This is a genomic window from Gardnerella sp. KA00243 (assembly GCF_049244105.1).
Taxonomy (GTDB): Bacteria; Actinomycetota; Actinomycetes; order Actinomycetales; family Bifidobacteriaceae; genus Bifidobacterium; species Bifidobacterium leopoldii.
In genome coordinates, this window is the sequence record NZ_CP058375.1 from 502,635 (window position 1) to 519,982 (window position 17,348).

13 protein-coding genes and 1 riboswitch are annotated in these 17,348 nt (G+C 41.1%); of the genes, 4 read left to right on the plus strand and 9 right to left on the minus strand.

Annotation, left to right across the window (positions count from 1 at the left end):
* Nucleotides 1-17 precede the first annotated feature (17 nt).
* Together ppgK and HXT50_RS01980 are read right to left on the minus strand one after the other, a co-directional pair.
* Complete coding sequence (gene ppgK, locus HXT50_RS01975; RefSeq protein WP_004574289.1) at nt 18-791, minus strand: polyphosphate--glucose phosphotransferase; 774 nt, start codon at nt 789-791, stop codon at nt 18-20.
* Nucleotides 792-884: 93 nt separating this feature from the next.
* Nucleotides 885-1,919, minus strand: a complete 1,035-nt coding sequence (locus HXT50_RS01980) for a glycosyltransferase family 2 protein (RefSeq protein ID WP_004106577.1) — start codon at nt 1,917-1,919, stop codon at nt 885-887.
* Nucleotides 1,920-1,991: 72 nt separating this feature from the next.
* Nucleotides 1,992-2,138, plus strand: a riboswitch (FMN riboswitch).
* Nucleotides 2,139-2,144: 6 nt separating this feature from the next.
* Between HXT50_RS01980 and HXT50_RS01985 the strand changes: the two genes are divergently transcribed.
* From HXT50_RS01985 to HXT50_RS01995, 3 genes are all read left to right on the plus strand, one after another.
* Nucleotides 2,145-2,714, plus strand: coding sequence for an ECF transporter S component (locus tag HXT50_RS01985; protein ID WP_004574293.1), 570 nt, complete (start codon nt 2,145-2,147; stop codon nt 2,712-2,714).
* A 47-nt stretch (nt 2,715-2,761) separates the two neighbouring features.
* Entirely contained in the window at nt 2,762-5,074 is a 2,313-nt protein-coding gene (locus HXT50_RS01990) for an energy-coupling factor transporter ATPase (protein ID WP_421776963.1), read from the plus strand.
* Nucleotides 5,075-5,248: 174 nt separating this feature from the next.
* Nucleotides 5,249-5,554, plus strand: a complete 306-nt coding sequence (locus tag HXT50_RS01995; RefSeq protein ID WP_012914205.1) for a YhbY family RNA-binding protein — start codon at nt 5,249-5,251, stop codon at nt 5,552-5,554.
* 115 nt (nt 5,555-5,669) lie between these two features.
* Here HXT50_RS01995 and HXT50_RS02000 read toward each other — a convergent pair whose 3' ends face one another.
* From HXT50_RS02000 to HXT50_RS02025, 6 genes are all read right to left on the minus strand, one after another.
* A complete protein-coding gene (locus HXT50_RS02000) occupies nt 5,670-6,839 on the minus strand; it encodes a hypothetical protein (RefSeq protein ID WP_421775653.1) in 1,170 nt (389 codons plus the stop codon).
* Nucleotides 6,840-6,874: 35 nt separating this feature from the next.
* Nucleotides 6,875-8,587: a PASTA domain-containing protein gene (locus HXT50_RS02005; RefSeq protein ID WP_415706167.1), complete on the minus strand. Its 1,713-nt coding sequence runs from the start codon at nt 8,585-8,587 to the stop codon at nt 6,875-6,877.
* Between the two features lie 135 nt (nt 8,588-8,722).
* Nucleotides 8,723-10,090: a replication-associated recombination protein A gene (locus HXT50_RS02010; protein ID WP_064340532.1), complete on the minus strand. Its 1,368-nt coding sequence runs from the start codon at nt 10,088-10,090 to the stop codon at nt 8,723-8,725.
* An 86-nt stretch (nt 10,091-10,176) separates the two neighbouring features.
* Nucleotides 10,177-12,705, minus strand: coding sequence for a DUF3516 domain-containing protein (locus HXT50_RS02015; protein WP_174163884.1), 2,529 nt, complete (start codon nt 12,703-12,705; stop codon nt 10,177-10,179).
* Between the two features lie 60 nt (nt 12,706-12,765).
* The gene (gene der / locus HXT50_RS02020) at nt 12,766-14,970 is read right to left on the minus strand and encodes a bifunctional cytidylate kinase/GTPase Der (protein ID WP_101886053.1); all 2,205 of its coding nucleotides are present in this window, start codon (nt 14,968-14,970) and stop codon (nt 12,766-12,768) included.
* Complete coding sequence (locus HXT50_RS02025; RefSeq protein WP_004106562.1) at nt 14,967-15,740, minus strand: pseudouridine synthase; 774 nt, start codon at nt 15,738-15,740, stop codon at nt 14,967-14,969. Before HXT50_RS02025 ends, der begins: the two co-directional genes overlap by 4 nt.
* 245 nt (nt 15,741-15,985) lie before the next feature.
* Between HXT50_RS02025 and HXT50_RS02030 the strand changes: the two genes are divergently transcribed.
* The gene (locus tag HXT50_RS02030) at nt 15,986-16,957 is read left to right on the plus strand and encodes an MIP/aquaporin family protein (RefSeq protein ID WP_004106561.1); all 972 of its coding nucleotides are present in this window, start codon (nt 15,986-15,988) and stop codon (nt 16,955-16,957) included.
* 8 nt (nt 16,958-16,965) lie between these two features.
* On the opposite strand, the gene HXT50_RS02035 is transcribed toward HXT50_RS02030, so the two are convergent.
* Nucleotides 16,966-17,283 (minus strand): DUF3017 domain-containing protein, encoded by a 318-nt coding sequence (locus HXT50_RS02035; RefSeq protein WP_421776964.1) that lies wholly within the window; start codon nt 17,281-17,283, stop codon nt 16,966-16,968.
* Nucleotides 17,284-17,348: the final 65 nt, after the last annotated feature.

Below are 17,348 nucleotides of genomic sequence, written 5' to 3' on the forward strand. Positions count from 1 at the left end.
TAATATTTAGTTATTTTTTAGTTTTGCTGCATCTTTTGCATTGCATAGTAAGCTGCACCAATAATTCCAGCCTCATTATGCAATGTTGCAACAACAATAGGAGTTTTAATATCGATATGCGGCAAGAACTTTTCGCTTACGCGGCTAACACCGCCACCGACAACAAACAAATCTGGGTTGAAATACTTTTCCATCAGGCCGTAGTACTTAGTCAAACGCTTAGCCCACTTCTTATAGCCCATATCCAACTTTTCACGAACAGAAGAAGCAGCGTACTTTTCAGCATCGCCCTTACCTTTTTCAAGCTGAATATGACCAAGCTCAGTGTTTGGAATAAGCACACCGTTGTAAATCAAAGCCGTGCCGATACCAGTGCCAAGAGTAGTAGCAATAACCAAGCCATCCTTGTCTTTCGCCGCACCAAAACGCTGCTCAGCTAAACCAGCAGCATCGGCATCGTTAACTACTGTTACAGGACGACCACAAGCCTCGCTAAAGACTTCAGTAACATCAACACCAATCCAAGACTGGTCAAGATTTGCCATAAAATCGAGCTTCTTACCAGGCTTAATTGGAGCAGGGAATGCAATTCCAACAGGAACATCTGCAGGTACTTCAAAATGTTCAAGCTGCTGACGAACAATATCTGCAACTGCTTGAGGCGTAGAAACCGTAGGAGTGAGAATTTTGTATCGAGGTTCTGCGAACTCTCCCTTTTCCAAATTTACTGGAGCAGCCTTAATACCGGATCCACCAATATCGACGCCAAATGCTTGTGCAGTGTCAATCATTTCACTAACACTCCCCTCTGAATGTGTGCTGTATGGACAATTACCAGTATTCTATCGTATATTTGATACGACACGCTTACTGTTTACTAACTTCTACTTCAACGAAGGCATAGGTTTCCAGTCTTGATCGTGCAAAATTTTTCGAGAATCAATCCAACCGGTAAACAATTTACCAATACCCGAAATAATATGCTCACGATCGACAGCTATCAAACGAATAAGCTCTTTAGCAGCTGTTAAAGCAGTTCCAAGCGCAAACATAAACGGACGAAAATCGCCATGAACCATAAAGTAGCGAGCCATAAAGCCTCTATTTCGCATAATATGATAACGATTCATGTCCGATGTTGAATTTAGCTGACGCACTCCTGCAATATCCCAATTAGGAATATCACGAGTGCGACGAAGAATAATATCCGGAACAACAATAGGATTCGTAACCTTACTCGCAAGATACCCGTAAGTAGTATCATCCCAGTAAATAAAGTAGCGCGAATCCGGGAAGCCGATTTTTTCAACTATATCTCGACGAATCAAACCGCCCTCAAAACACATCGTATTCATAACTTTGTATCCAGCTCTGCCGAAAGCAGCAGGCGCAATAGGATTTGGAATACCAAGCGGAACCAAAAAATCGTACTGCCAGTAGAATTTACCACCGTCATAATCTAAACGACTTCCTTGAACAACAGCATGACGCTTAGTCCAAGGAGCAAGACGCTCAATAGATTCAGGCACTGTTTCAACATCGTCATCCATAACCCAGAACCACTTAGCTCCAAGTTCATAAGCTTTTTTAACACCAGCACTAAAACCGCCAGCACCACCAAGATTTTCATCTTGAGGAGCATACACAACATGAAGTTCATTGCCTTCACAATCTTTTTGAGCTTTACCCCAACGATTAGTTAAAGAAGCTTCAAGACGAGCAACCATTTCGCCGGTTTTGTCACTGCACTCATTGTCAACAACGACAATACGCCAAGGGCATTCTTTTAAACATTCAAACGAATGGAATAAATTCTCCAAAAGCTCTTGACGCTTATAAGTGACAACAACAATAGCTAATTTATCAATGCTAGTTGCGTTATTAGTAGTAATTTTTTTTGATGCACTCGTATTGCTCATACTTGTATTCTCGCACCTACCCTCGCCACACAATTATCACAACAATGTTCTTAGCATGAGATACAAAAGAATAGTTAGTTTCAGGGAAGGTGAAAATCCTTACTGGCGGTAACAAAATACGTATTTCATGCGTTTTTGAAGCCCGCGAGCGGCTTACAAGCTGCTGATTCGGTTAAATTCCGAAGCCAACGGTTACAGTCCGGATGAAAGAAACGGAGACCCATCATGGGCATTTCTAATACAAATAATCACCAAACTTATGCAAAGAACTCTAACTGGTCTAGCGAAAAAATAGCAAAATACGCTCTATTCGTGGCACTTTCAATGGCTGTAAGTTTCATAGAATTTCCACTTATTCCAGACTTGTCGTATTTAAAATATGATCCTTCAGGAATAGTATGCCTAGTTGCAGGATTCGCATATGGTCCTGCAGCTGCAGCAATAGTAAGCATACTAGGTTTCGCACCGCACTTATTTACCAATCCACTAGGCACAGTTATGGCAGTGCTAGTATCTTTAGGAGCTAGCGTCACAGCGGCATTAATTTACAAAAAAATGCATACCAGAAAAGGCGCAATAATCGGACTTTTGGCAGGATCAATTATTGCTATTGCTCTTGCAATAGCTGGAAATCTTGTTATTACGCCACTTTATGCTCACATGACTGTTTCACAGGTTGTGGCTCTTATTATTCCAGCACTGCTACCGTTTAATATTATTAAACTTGCACTTCACGTTGTAGTAACTATGCTTATTTACAAACCAATTTCCAACCTGCTACACGAAAATAAATAATAATTCTAAGCGGCATAATTATGCATAATATCAGCACAAGTAGTAGCATGAACGAAGCTAAAAAGCACATGATTGAAAACAATGCGCAAGTAGTGTTGCGAAATATTTGCTTTAGCTACGATGATGGAAAAACTTGGACGCTTAATAATTTAAGTCTTACAATTAATGCTGGCGAGCGCGTGGCAATTGTGGGATTAAACGGTTCTGGTAAGTCAACCTTGGCAAAAATTATTGCAGGTTTAACGGCACCAGATAGCGGTTACGTTACATTATGCGGTGAAAAAGTTTTTGAAAATACTACTGCTTGTGCTGAATCATATAAAAATGCACGAAAATATATTGGCGCACTTTTCCAAAGTCCTGAAGACCAGATTATTACAACAATTACTGAAGAAGATGTTGCTTTCGGACTAGAAAATTTGCAATTCTCTCGAAAAACAATGTATAAGAGTATCAGTGAAGCTTTAAAAACTGTTCACATGGAAGATAAGCGTTACGCTGACCCTAGCACTATGAGCGGCGGACAGCAGCAACGAGTAGCTTTAGCAAGCGCTATTGCTATGAATTCTAAACTGCTTGTTCTTGACGAACCTACTTCTATGCTCGACTCGTTCGCTCGCAAAGACGTTGATGCTTTATTCGATAATTTGCATAAAAATGGCACTACTATTGTTCAAATTACACACAATTTTGAGGAATGCAAACGAGCAAATCGCATACTTCTACTAAAAAATGGCATTCTGAAAGAAGTAAGCTTTAATGGTTTAAAAACTTACCTTTCTAATATTGAGTTGGCTAATAATCATTTAACTAAAATCAGCAAGAACAAAAACTTAACAGATAGCAGATTCAAAGAAAATGAGTCAGATATCGCTGTAGAAATTTCCGGACTAACTGTTCAATATGATAAAACTTCTCCAGCTGTTATTGACGATTATTCACTCACTGTTAAAAGTGGCGAAACAGTTGCAATAATGGGCGAAAACGGCTGCGGTAAATCAACTCTTGTTAAAACAATGTGTGGATTGTTAAAAGCCAATTCAGGAAACATAACAGTGCATGGTATATCTGTTAGAGGTAAAACATCTAAAATAATACGACAAAAGCTACATCAAACAATTGGCTACGTTATGCAACTGCCAGAACAACAGCTTTTTGCTGATACAGTACGGAACGATGTTTCGTATGGGCCAAAAAATTTTGGGCTGAAAGGCAATGCTCTTAAAGAACGTGTGGATGAAACCCTACGCTTATTGAGCCTTGAGAATTTGGCTGAAAAATCACCTTTTGCGCTTTCTGGAGGTCAGCAGCGTCTTGTTGCAATAGCTGGCGTTTTAGCTTGCAAGCCACGCGTGCTCGTACTGGATGAGCCAACAGCTGGATTAGATTTTGAAGCTGCGTTACGTATTCGAGAAATTCTTGGAATGCTACACAATCAAGGCGTAACCATAATACTTATTACGCATAATCTTCAAGAAGTAGAAGATTTAGGCGCAAGATTAGTAACATTAAAAGCAAATAATAAAGCAAGCAACACAGCAAAAAATACTGAAAATAACAAAAACAAAGAAAGTTCCGCAAAAGCAAAAACAACTTCGCTACTTAAATCTTTTGACCCACGCGCGACGCTGCTATCATGCTTTATTCTTATGCTAAGTGCTTTTAGTATTACTAACTACATACAGTTAGCTATTCTTGCTTTTGTAACATTTACTCTAACTGTTGCTGCAAAAATACCATTTGTTAAGCTTATTGCTTCACTGCACATGATTATTGCGGTATTTGTTTTCTCCGGATTACTTAACATTCTGGCAGTGCGAACCGGCACAGTGCTAGCAAATATTGCAACTATTCCTATTACAACTGATGGAATTAATTACGCAATACTTTTTGCAACACGATTCTCGCTTGTTATTATCATTGGAGCAATTCTAGTACTAACAATGAGTCAGACAACGCTTAACGAATCTTGCACACGATTACTATCACCACTTCGACATATTGGAATACCAACGCAAGAAATAGCACTTATTATGAGCCTAGCACTACGGTTCTTACCAACACTCAGTGCAGAAGCGCACTCTGTGGCACTAGCGCAAATCGCTCGAGGAAGTAGCATTCGAGATGGTTCTTTTAAGCAACGAGTACACGCTATAACAGCTTTAATAGTGCCAGGTTTTGCAGGAGTAATTCGCCATGCTGACACTCTTGCGCTCGCATTAGATGCACGCTGTTACACGCCTGGAGCTGAAAGAACTCACTTGCACTCATGGAAAATGCGTATAAAAGATGTGCTGCTATCAGTAGTTACTCTTGGTGTTGTAAGCGCGATTATTGTGTGCAAAATGCTACCTTTGTAATAAAATTTTGAAAATATTTCACACTTTTGCAGCGCGCGTAATAAATACACAATGCACAGTAAATAAATTTGTATTATCACATGCAACAATTCGCAATATACTGTATAATCCGTTAAGCACTATGTAATTTATGTAATATTTGCGTTATAAAACTTGCATTTGAAAGGACGCCTTATGGCATTGACAAAAAAGCAGATTAAGCAGCTCCGCGCGCTCGCTAATACGCTTAGCCCACTTTTATACGTTGGCAAGAACGATATTACTGATGCAGCTGTGAAGCAAGCAGACGAAACCATGCAGTACCACGAGCTCATGAAGTGCTCTGTGCAAGATGGTTCCGGATTAAGCGCTAAAGAAGCTGCTGATGCACTTGCTCAAAAGCTCGGCGCCGAAGTCGTGCAAGTAATTGGCAATCGTTTTGTTTTGTTCCGCGTATCTCCATTAGACAGCGTTGACCACATTATGCTTGTGCGTGAATAAAACTCTCTCTTAATATTTTTATATTTTTGCGATAATTCGTAAATAAAAATGCTCCATGATTGCAAAACTGCTGAGGCAATTCAACATTCATGGAGCTTAATTTTATAGTAGCTTGCTATTCGTCAATGATTTGTACGCCACTAACTGTTGACTGACCTGCTGGAAGTTCCAGCCAATTTGATCCATCATCCCCATATTGAGCAGCAATAGTAATTTTTTTGTTATTATATTTTTCAAACCTATTGCTTTCATTTGATTTAGAGATCTTCATCGTAACCAAAATATTATTAAGATCATTGCGCGTTTGCATTACTCCACAATCTGTACCATTACAAAATCCTCCAACAGACATCTTTCTATCGAATACTAATACCGTATAAATATTATCTTTATTTTCTTCCAGAACATTGTCTTTATTACCAGTATTATTTGGTGTAGTTCCAGGAAAATCATATGCTTCATCAACATTTAATATTTTTACAGTTCCAGTAAATACTTGATAACCTTTCTCGCGCCAAAGTTGAACAAGCTTATTATGCTTACGCTGAGCTTGAGTCAAGTTTTTAGCATTAATCATCATATTAATATCAGTAAAATCATCAACTGACACAAAAGTTGGATGTAATAATTTACTTATCTCACCAGTTCCAGGAACTGGATCGTATGTATTATCTTTATCTAATGGGTGATAAACAATAGACCTAGTATTGGTAAAGTTGCCTTCATTCAGCTTATAGATTGTTTTAATCCACGGGAAAACATTAGGCGAATTTTTTTCAATAGCACGCAGAATTACAATTCCTTTATGGTGCGGATCAAAATATATTGTACCTGAATTCTCATTTTCATCATGCGCATTATCTATAATTTCTGGATATTTAACTAACTTGCCATTCTTAAATGAAAATACATGAATACACTTGTTAGAGTTATTATTATATTCATTTGTAGCAATAACAATCATTTCTGGAATATTATCGTTATCAATATCCCACAAATCATAATAATATTCGAAATCCTGCGGGAATTTATTTGAAACATACGATGAAGTTTCAAGCACCTTTTTGTATTCTTTACCAGCTTGAGAAAGAATATCGTCAGTACTGCGAGTATGCGGTTTTGTGATTGTGCTTATTATGCTATTGCTGGTAATACTTTTCAACGAAAAGCCGCTGTTTTGTAAGGTATCTGCAGCAAAAAGAGTATACACAACGCAAGCAGTAAGCCAGCATATAAGCACAACAGTCGATACGCAATAATACAGAAAATCACTATTCTTTTTCATAGACAACATATCTACTTTCGATTTATTTAAAACCTTTAGTCACGTTCAGGAAGCTTACTCCAGTCGAAAGGCTTTTCAACCAAGTAGTATGCAACACTATCGTCTGGAGCAGGCTTAAATGGAACAGCCTTGTGCTTAACTGTTGGCACGAACGGGTTATCTTCTATTGCACCTTTGTAAGGCTCAGCATCAACAGTTGTTTTAGAATACAGTTTCGGATTTCTGCGTAAAATAAACGGTCTTGTAGTATCTGGCTTTTTATTGCCTTTTCCTTCAAAATAGCCAGAAGATTCAATCTTATTAAGATTTGCATGAACTGGAACTACAAGGAAGAAGTCGCGCATTCTAAACGAAGAGTCTTTCCAATAGCCAGGAATTTTATCAGGGCTTCCATATTGTTTAATGTCTTCAGGAGGTTCAAACGCGTCAACCCACTTACCATTAACACACATATTGCCAATATTGTCATTAGCTGTTTCACCACAATATGGCAATCCCATTCCACGATAAAGTTCAAAGGCGCCAGTATCTCCAACAATCAAATGATTCTTCATCTGACTGTCTTTGTTTTTATTATTATCCTTATAAAATACCAATCCGCCAATCTCATGAGCACCATTACCAAAAGTTAAATACTCATAGAAATGAGAATCATCAGGATACTTAGGATCGGTAGGAAGCTGCAAAAACATATAGTCCGGATTATCTTTAGGATAATCATGTTTCTGAAGCTCAATACAGTCGCCATCATTAGTACACCAAGTGCCAATAACAGGAGACGCATTAGTCGCATACATAATAGTTTTGTCATAAGGATCATTTTCTGTCATCACATTTTTGGTTTCAGAAGCGTCAACACCGTAGTACAAGTCAACATGCCCACCTGAAAACTTTGTACCTAAAGCAGGCTTAGAAGAAATGATCTTACCAAGATTCTTTTCTGACGAGAAATGCGGGTGCAATGAAACATCTTTCAATCCTAAATCTCGCAACTTATTTACTGCTTCGTCTTTATCCATGCCGAACAAGTCTGCAGGAATACCTTTGTCTTTAACTCCAACAGCAATACGAATCACACCATCATCACTACTTCCGCTCGAAACTGGGAAGCCTGGCATTGGATCAGTTGCAATAACTTTTCCAGTATTAGTAGAAATAATGTTGTATGTTTCAACAGGAACACCCATAGATTCAGCTATTTTCTTAGCTTTTTCGAGAGGTTGACCTACTACTCCCTTTTTAGGAATTCCAGGACCTTTAGATTCTATAACAGTAACATGCGATGAACTTTGCACACGTTGACCAGGACGAACATTAGTAAAACGAACAAAACCACCACGTTTAACAGAAGAAAACTCTTTAACAATAATAACTTTCACACCCTGCTTACGTAGATCGTCTACAGTTTTTTGCAATGGCGCACTTTTTAATGCACTAGCTTTAGGAATAAGAACAGTATGACTACTTTGTGAAGGTAAATAAAATACCATAAACGCAACCGCAGCAGCAATAACAAGTACTACAGTAACAATTGAAGCAATCAGTAGTTTAAATTGCTTTGATTTAGCAAAAGATTTCTCGCTACTACTTTTTGCAATATACCCAGGCTGAGTATAAGTTTCTTTTACAGGTGGCACATTATAATTTTCATTCGCAACGTCCGAATAATTTGCAACAACATTGCCACATGAATCACAAAACTTACTATTCTGCTCTAGTTTATTTCCACAATTTTCACAAAATGCCATAATTCCCTCTCTTAACTGTGCTCGCACTTACCGAGTTTTTAACACAGCAAATCCCTCTTAAGTGAAATATCTACACACGATTCTAGTTACACTGTCTGATAAACACAAAGATGCAATAACAAACACAGCACTTATTTATTTGTTAGATTCATGAAGAATGGCACGGATTTGAGATAAACGTTGCGAAATCTCGTGCTCGTAGCCGCGATTCGACGGCTGATAGTATTCGCAACCAACTAGCTCATCTGGCATGTACTGTTGGGATGCTACAGCACCCGGATAATCGTGAGCATACTTGTACCCGTCATGGTTTCCCCAACTTTTCATCAAAGCAGTTGGAGCGTTACGCAAATGAAGAGGAACTTGACCAATATTTCCAGCATCAACATCTTGCAAAGCCTGATTAATAGCATTGTAGCTTGCGTTTGATTTAGGAGCGGTTGCTACAGCAATCACAGCTTCCGAAAGAATAATACGCGCTTCTGGCATGCCGATTAAAGCAACTGCTTGAGCTGCTGCAACAGTTACTTGCAAAATTTGCGGAGCTGCCATACCAACTTCTTCGGCAGCAGCAATCATAATTCGCCTTGCAATAAAACGCGGGTCTTCACCAGCTCGAAGCATTCGCGCTAAATAATGCAAAGAAGCGTCAACATCACTTCCGCGCATCGACTTAATAAAAGCAGAAATCACATCATAATGATCGTCGCCGTCTTTGTCGTAACGAACTGTAGTAGTATCCATTACGTTAGAAACAATATCAGCAGTAATTACAGGCTTCTTTTTGCCATGCTGTAACGCAACATCTCCTGTTACTGCTCCTGCAGCCGCCTCTAAAATAGTGAGAGTTTTGCGAGCGTCTCCCCCGCTTAAGCGAATAATAGAATCTATTGCGTCATCGTCGATTTTAAGCTGATTATTAAGACCATTTTCGCTAGTTAGCGCACGTTCTATAAGAGTATGCAAATCTTCAACGCTAAGTGACTCAAGTTTAACAACTACTGATCTACTAAGTAGCGGCTTAATAATTGAAAAGCTTGGGTTTTCGGTAGTAGCTCCAATAAAAGTTACGTCGCGATTTTCAACGCTTGGAAGCAAAGCATCCTGCTGAGATTTAGAAAAACGGTGAACTTCGTCAATAAATAAAACTGTTTCTTGACCATTACTAACTAAACGCTCATGCGCGCGATCAAGTACCGCACGAACGTCTTTAACTCCAGAAGTTACAGCAGAAAGTTCTTCAAACACGCGACCAGACTGACGAGCAACAATATAAGCGAGCGTAGTTTTGCCAACTCCCGGAGGACCAAACAACACAACAGAACTTGGAGCAGTAAGAGAACCTTTAGATTGCGGATTTGCAAGCCTACGCAAAGGAGAACCTTCTTTTAGAGCATGCGACTGCCCTAGCACGTCTTCAATACTGCTCGGGCGCATACGCACTGCCAACGGACGAGTCACATCACTCGGCGCGCTACTTGCTGCAAATAAATCCTGCTCCATAAATACCAGCTTACACTACATATAGAACAAACGTTCGATTGCATTTTGCATTCTGTGTTTTGCATTCCGTTAGCACATTTTAAAAATCACACATGCGAAACTTGGTAATCAAAGAACACAACTTCACCTTCGTCTTGAGTTGTATCTAAATCGACAACGCCAGTAATAGCCCAATTATGATCCCCGTCTGAATCGTCAATAATCTGCCGAACTTTCCACGAATGTTCACTTTTCTCAAGCGAATCATCCAAAATAAACAAGTCGCCACTTCGAGCCTTAGCATCTATTCCAACATACTCGTGCTCATCGTAATAGTCGTCAAGCACATCATTCCACTCGTGAACGCCGTAACCCCAAGCTTTGTCAAGCTCTCCTAAAGTATCCGCATCTTCCAAATCCATAAGCTGCACGCGACGAAACATTGCGTTTCTAATCAACACAATAAGTCCACGACGATCCTCAACTACAGACTCAGAAGTTGAAGGCGCAGCCGTAGTTACAGCGCTAGCTTCAGCATCCGATCCTCCAGCACTCTCCCACTCGTCAACAAGACTTGAATCAATAGAGCGCACAACAAGACGAAGCCACGAAATAATATCACGCAATTCTTCGTTAAGCATATCTTCAGGCACAGTGCGCGCAAGAGAACGGTAAGCGTCCGAAAGGTAACGAAGAAGCGTTCCCTCACTTCTAGCAATGCCATAACGAGAAATGTATCCAGTAAAATCAGATGCTGTTTCAACCATGTCTCGAAGCACAGATTTAGGCTTAATCCAGTAGTCGTTCGCCCACGGCACATCCTTGCGATATTGCGCAAAAGCAGGAGCTAGTAAGTCTTCAAGAGGCTTAGGATAGCTAACTTCAGCTAAGCGTTCCATGCGCTCCTCATAGTCAATGCCATCGTCCTTCATACCAGCCATTGCAGCATCGCGTGCTTTGCGCTCTTGAGCACGAAGAACAGGCTTAGGATCATCCAGAGTTGCTTCAACCATGGAAATTACGTCAAGCGCATAGCTTGGAGATTCTGGGTCTAGAAGTTCCAAAGCTGCGAGTAAGAATGGAGAAAGCGGCTGATCTAGCGCAAAACCGTCTGGCATAGCAACATCAAGATCATAATCGCAAGAACCGTCAACGCGCTCTCTACATTCAATGACTTGAGTATCGAGCAAAGTCTGGAAAATATCATCACAACGCTCAAGCAATTTTTCTTTATCTTGTGGCCTTTGTGCACTATCTTCAATAAGTTTTTCAACGCGCGCTCTAGCATCCCCACCTTGCGTAACTTCGTTCAAAATCATTGAATGCGTTACAACCATGTGAGGATTCAAAGTTTCGGGAGCGCTTTCAATAAGCTTAGTAAATGTCGGCTCGCCCCAAACAACAAAGCCTTCTGGAGCTTTCTTACGCTTAACTTTTTTAAGCTTTTTAGGATCATTTCCAGCTTTTGCAACAGCGCGCGCATTCTCAATCTCGAACTCTGGAGCCTCTGCAACTACTAAGCCCTCAGTATCGAATCCCATTCTGCCTGCACGTCCTGCAATTTGGTGAAACTCGCGAGCGCGAAGCTTTCTACTACGATTCCCATCAAATTTTGTAAGAGCTGTAAGCACAACCGAGTGAATTGGCACATTAATGCCAACGCCGAGAGTGTCTGTGCCGCAAATAACTGGTAGAAGTCCAAGCTGAGCGAGCTGTTCGACAAGCCTACGGTAGCGCGGAAGCATGCCAGCATGATGTACGCCTACACCAGTGCGCAGTAGCCTTTGCAAAATTTTGCCGAAACCTGTAGTGAATTTAGTACCTTTAATGGCTTGAGCAATTTTGTCTCGCTGCTCTTTGCTTGAAACTCCAGTACTTGCGAGCGCTTGCGCTGTTTCAAGAGCTGCGTCTTGCGAAAAATGAACTACGTAAATTGGCGTTAAACCCTTGTTAAATAAGAGTTCTACAGTTGTTGCAAGCGGCTTATCTGTGTACTCGTATTCGAGCGGGATTGGTCTTGGAGCGTCTGCAATAATATCGACGTTTCTTTTTGTTGATTTTTCTAAGCGTTCCGCAATATCCGTTACGTCTCCAAGAGTTGCGCTCATAAGTAAGAATTGCGTATTTGGAAGTGTAAGTAGCGGAACTTGCCAAGCCCATCCGCGCTCTGGATCTCCATAGTAGTGAAATTCGTCCATTGCAACGCAATCGACTTCAGCGTTTGCGCCTTCACGCAGAGCTTGATTTGCTAAGATTTCCGCCGTGCAGCAGATTATTGGAGCATCTGCATTAATATGCGAGTCGCCTGTAATCATACCAACGTTGTCACGTCCAAAAATAGCTACTAAATCGAAGAATTTTTCGGATACAAGAGCTTTAATTGGCGCAGTATAGTAGGAGCGTCTGCCGGTGGCGAGCGCCGCGAAATGCATACCGAGCGCGACAAGCGACTTTCCAGAACCTGTTGGAGTGTTTAAAATAACGTGGTCTCCTGCAAGCAAATCCATAACGGATTCTTCTTGATGCGGCCACAAATCTACATGTTTGTTATCTTTAACCCAATCAACAAATGCTTGAAAAATCTCATCTTCGCTAGCATGATGCAAATCGAAAGCTAACTCGCCCAAACCAGCCATATACGCTCCTACTTTACTTAACCCTAACTTACTTTGATTTAATCACGCTTTATTTGCGCTTTACTTGCGCTTCTTCTTATCTCGTACTTTTACAGAGATTTGAATAGGAGTTCCCTCGAATCCAAACTCTTCTCGAAGAGAACGCTCAATAAAGCGACGGTATCCGTGCTCTAAGAAGCCAGTTGTGAATATTACAAAACGCGGTGGGCGCGTAGAAGCTTGCGTAGCAAACAAGATTCTCGCTTGCTTTCCGCCTCGCAAAGGATGCGGATGAGCAGACTGAATACGCCCTAAGAAAGCGTTGAGCTTGCCTGTAGGAATGCGCTTATCCCAGCTGTCTAAAGCTGTTCGCATAGCGCGCGCAAGACGATTCGTATGCCATCCTGTTTTTGCGGAAAGATTTACGCGCTCAGCCCAAGTTACGCGCTCAAACTCAGTTTTCCATAAGCGTTCCATGCGCTGTCTGGAAAATTCGTCCATCAAGTCCCATTTGTTAAACACAAGTACGATTGCTCGACCCGCGTCTACAGCCTGGCTCATAACTTTCAAATCCTGCTCTGCAATCGGCTGGGAAGAATCGAAAAGAATCAAAGCAAGTTCCGAGCGTTCAATCGCAGCTTGCGTACGAAGTGAAGAATAGTATTCAGCACCCGTAAGCTTGTGCTGTCTGCGCTTAATACCAGCAGTGTCAATAAACAGCCAATCCTCGCCGTCAACTCGCACAACCTCATCAACAGGGTCACGAGTAGTTCCAGCCAAATCGTTTACAACAGATCGCTCTTCATGAGCTAAATGATTCAAAAGCGAAGACTTACCAACGTTTGGACGACCTACTAAAGCAACTCTGCGAAGTCCTTCTGGAGTTAAGAATCCTGAAGTTTTATTCGCTTTCTTCAAAGAATTGAGCGCTGCATCAAGCAAATCTCCAACGCCTCTGCCGTGCATTGCAGAAATTCCGTAAGGCTCACCCATTCCGAGCTTCCAAAACTCTGCAGTCAAATACTCGCTTCTAGCGTCGTCAACTTTGTTAACTGCCAGAGTAATAGGCTTACCTGCAGCGCGAAGCATTGAAACAATACGCTCGTCTGTAGCTGTTAAACCAACTTGACCATCTACTAGGAAAATCACAGCATCGCTTAAACGCACTGCTACTTGCGCTTGTTGAGCAATAGAAGAATCAATACCTTCAACATCTGCTTCCCAGCCGCCAGTGTCAACAAGCTTGAAGTTGGTCCCAGCCCACTCAGCGTCGTAGCTTACGCGATCTCTCGTAACACCTGGAGTATCTTCTACAACAGCTACACGATGACCCAAAATACGATTTACCAGCGTTGATTTTCCAACGTTTGGTCGACCTATAATGGCGATTACTCCAACAGCTTTAGAGTCTTTTGCATCGTCTTGACTTACTTCGTCGCCTCGAAGAAGCGCACGATCTTCATCGTCAAGATCGTAGCCTTCAAGATTAGCAGCATAACGGTCATACTCATCCTGCTCAATTGCAGCGTCAACCATTTCAACAAGAGCATCGAGAGTCTGCTCAAAAGTCAAATCAGAATTATCGAGCGTTGTAACACCGTCTGCTGCTTGAAGAAAATGCGTAACTTTAGCATCTTTAGCATCACGAGCGCGAATATCGTCTTCTTCAGATTCATTATTTTTAGATTCATTATTTTGCAAATTTTCTTGCGCAATATTCTGCTTGTTTCTGCGAGCTTGACGCACTTCTTCGCGTGCAGTAAGAAGCACTCGAACTTGAGCATTAGGAGCAACAACAGTAGTAATATCGCGTCCTTCTGCAACTATTCCCTCACCTTTAGAGAAAGAATCTTCATCTGACTCTGAAGCAATATACGCACGCTGAGCAGCAATAAGCATACGGCGAACTGCAGGAATCGAAGATACAGTAGACACATGCGAAGAAACTTCGCTGGAACGCAATTCTTCGCTAATATCCTCACCTTCAACAGTCACTACAGGATTCTTAGGATCAACACTAAAGTCAGCGTCACTTTCAGTAAATAAGGCTCCAACAGCTTCAATAATTTGATTAAAACGTTCAGCATCCGCTGGATTTACAGGATTTCCTTCTTCATCCAATTCAAGTTGCGTGCTTAAATCAATACCTTGCTTCAAGCACCACCAAGCAGCAGCTCTATACATTGCACCCGTATCTAAATACGCAAAACCATAGTATTGCGCTAAAGCACGAGAAGTAGAAGACTTACCTACTCCTGCTGGTCCATCAATTGCTACACAAATCACAGGCCAACCTCCTTAGAAAGCGAGCGCACTTCTGTTTGAGAAAGCACGCGATACGATCCAGCTTTTAAGTCACCCAATTTAATAGGGCCAATTTGCGTACGAACAAGACGCTTTACAGGGTATCCTACGGCTCCAAAAATCCTGCGAACAATACGATTTTTGCCAGAATGCAACACAACTTTTACCATGGTTGTGTCGTGATTCTGATCGATTATTGCGCAACGGTCGAGCTTAATCCAACCATCTTCAAGATTTACACCTTGTGAAACCAAGCGGCGGCAAACCATACCGTTGATTTTGCCTTCAACAGTTGCAATATAAGTTTTCTCAACCTCATACTTTGGGTGCATTACGTGCTGGCTTAGCTCGCCATCGTTGGTCATTAAAATAAGACCTTCAGAATCGTAATCCAAGCGTCCCATGTGGAAAATTCGCTCGTACTTGTCTCCAACAATATCTCTTAAAGTAAAGCGACCTTTTGGATCGTCCATTGCGCTAAGAACTCGCTTAGGCTTATGCAATGCGAGCGTTACTAGCTTTGTGTTGAACTTTACGCGAGATCCATCAACGCGCACTTTTTGACGTTTTGGATCTACTCGAGTACCAAGTGTTGTAACCAATTCGTCGTCTACTTCAACACGCCCGTCAAGAATAATCTCTTCACACTTACGTCTTGAACCAAATCCCGCTTCAGCAAGCAGCTTCTGCAGTCGAATGGCGTTGTTGTCATCTGAATGCGCCTGATTGGCGCGGGAATATGCGTTTGGCATCGTTCTCCCAACGTGACCTAAAGAATTACATACATATTTGCGCCAGAATTTACTTAAGAATACGCAATATAAGCAATTCATTACTCATTAATTTACTAATTTATGTGGTAATTTATTAAATTTGCAATAAATCAAAAACACCACGTCTTCCTATGTTACCGTATGGCATAGCCGTGATAGTATAGCCTAGGTTTCATTGTGTTGCAATCATTAACAAAGCGGCACAACTAAAATTAAGGAAAATTATGATTAAAACTACAGATACACCGTGCAGCACAACTAAAACTGCTGCGCCACTTATTGTTCGTATTGGTACTGAATTTATTGCTACAGCTTTAGCGATGTTCGTTGTTTACACTTTTTATTCTCTTACTACCGTAATGTACGGAATCAACGTTTTAATGATTGCCGCCGGCACTGGTATCGCTTATGCTGCAGCGACATATATTGCATCTAAAGTTTCTGGGGGCCACCTTAACCCTGCAGTAACAGTTGCTTCGATGCTTACTGGACGCACTTCATACACTGCAGGATTATGCTACATTGTTGCCCAAGTTCTTGGTGCTATTGCAGCTGCAGGATTGTTTATTCTTATTATTCCTCAGCAGGATTCAAGCATTGATCCGTCACAAGTTGGTCAAGGCTCAGGTTTTGACAAAAAGTATTGGTTTGTTTCAATAGTAAACGGATTCGAAAAGGCATCCCTTTCTGCACGTCAACTAAAAGAAATAAACTTGTCTTTCGGAATAGTATCTGCGTTATTAGTTGAAGTTATTGCTGTTATTTTGATTGTTGCCACTGCATTGCGCAGCACAGACCATGAAGGTAATACTAAATGCGGTTATGCAACACACATCGGTATTGCATACGCAGCTGGCGCTTTCATTACGTATCAAATTACAGGAGCTGGTTTGAATCCTGCGCGTTCTACCGGCATCGCATTATTCGCAAACTCTCATGATTTGGAAGTTAAACCACTAAGTCAATTGTGGGTATTCTGGATTGCTCCAATTTTTGCTGCAGCGCTTGTTAGCCTAGTTTTGCTATTAACAAAGCTTCTTTCAAACTCAGCACAAAAACTTGCTGTATCAAATGAAACAAATCCTGCACCAATACAAAATTTTGCAGACACAAAAGCAGATGCTCCTGCAGCGCCAGATATGAGCTATGAGTACGTTCAAAACGTATCTGACAATAACGTTGCGAACAATCTTTAAAAATAAAGTTATAGCAAAAATATAATTGAAGCGTATGTTATAAACAAACCTATGCCGAGCGTAATACTTATGAAAGAATCAAAGCCAACTGAGCGAACTTTCCAAGGGCTACGCTGACGCATAATTAAGCGCATAACTCCTAGAAGTACAGCCGTCACAGAAATAACAACTGTGGCGGCTTTTACATATCCTATAAATGCCAATAATGCGCAAAGTGCAATAATAATTGCTACAATCCATTCAGCATAAGGCTTACCCTCACGTTTTTCCGACACGTACGGATGCTCCGTTTTAGCACTTCTAGTCTGATGCTCACTATCTGTCATACTTGTATCATACCTGCTCCGCGATAAGAAAACATAAGTTGTTTTATGCACTAACACAAAGATGC

What these genes read in the sequence shown, in the direction of transcription:
- HXT50_RS02015 (WP_174163884.1), bottom strand. Translation starts at nt 12,705, where the DNA reads ATGGCTGGTTTGGGCGAGTTAGCTTTCGATTTGCATCATGCTAGCGAA.
- HXT50_RS02035 (WP_421776964.1), bottom strand. Translation starts at nt 17,283, where the DNA reads ATGACAGATAGTGAGCATCAGACTAGAAGTGCTAAAACGGAGCATCCG.
- HXT50_RS02010 (WP_064340532.1), bottom strand. Translation starts at nt 10,090, where the DNA reads ATGGAGCAGGATTTATTTGCAGCAAGTAGCGCGCCGAGTGATGTGACT.
- HXT50_RS02005 (WP_415706167.1), bottom strand. Translation starts at nt 8,587, where the DNA reads ATGGCATTTTGTGAAAATTGTGGAAATAAACTAGAGCAGAATAGTAAG.
- HXT50_RS01985 (WP_004574293.1), top strand. Translation starts at nt 2,145, where the DNA reads ATGGGCATTTCTAATACAAATAATCACCAAACTTATGCAAAGAACTCT.
- HXT50_RS01990 (WP_421776963.1), top strand. Translation starts at nt 2,762, where the DNA reads ATGAACGAAGCTAAAAAGCACATGATTGAAAACAATGCGCAAGTAGTG.
- HXT50_RS02000 (WP_421775653.1), bottom strand. Translation starts at nt 6,839, where the DNA reads ATGAAAAAGAATAGTGATTTTCTGTATTATTGCGTATCGACTGTTGTG.
- HXT50_RS01980 (WP_004106577.1), bottom strand. Translation starts at nt 1,919, where the DNA reads ATGAGCAATACGAGTGCATCAAAAAAAATTACTACTAATAACGCAACT.
- ppgK (WP_004574289.1), bottom strand. Translation starts at nt 791, where the DNA reads ATGATTGACACTGCACAAGCATTTGGCGTCGATATTGGTGGATCCGGT.
- HXT50_RS01995 (WP_012914205.1), top strand. Translation starts at nt 5,249, where the DNA reads ATGGCATTGACAAAAAAGCAGATTAAGCAGCTCCGCGCGCTCGCTAAT.
- HXT50_RS02025 (WP_004106562.1), bottom strand. Translation starts at nt 15,740, where the DNA reads ATGCCAAACGCATATTCCCGCGCCAATCAGGCGCATTCAGATGACAAC.
- HXT50_RS02030 (WP_004106561.1), top strand. Translation starts at nt 15,986, where the DNA reads ATGATTAAAACTACAGATACACCGTGCAGCACAACTAAAACTGCTGCG.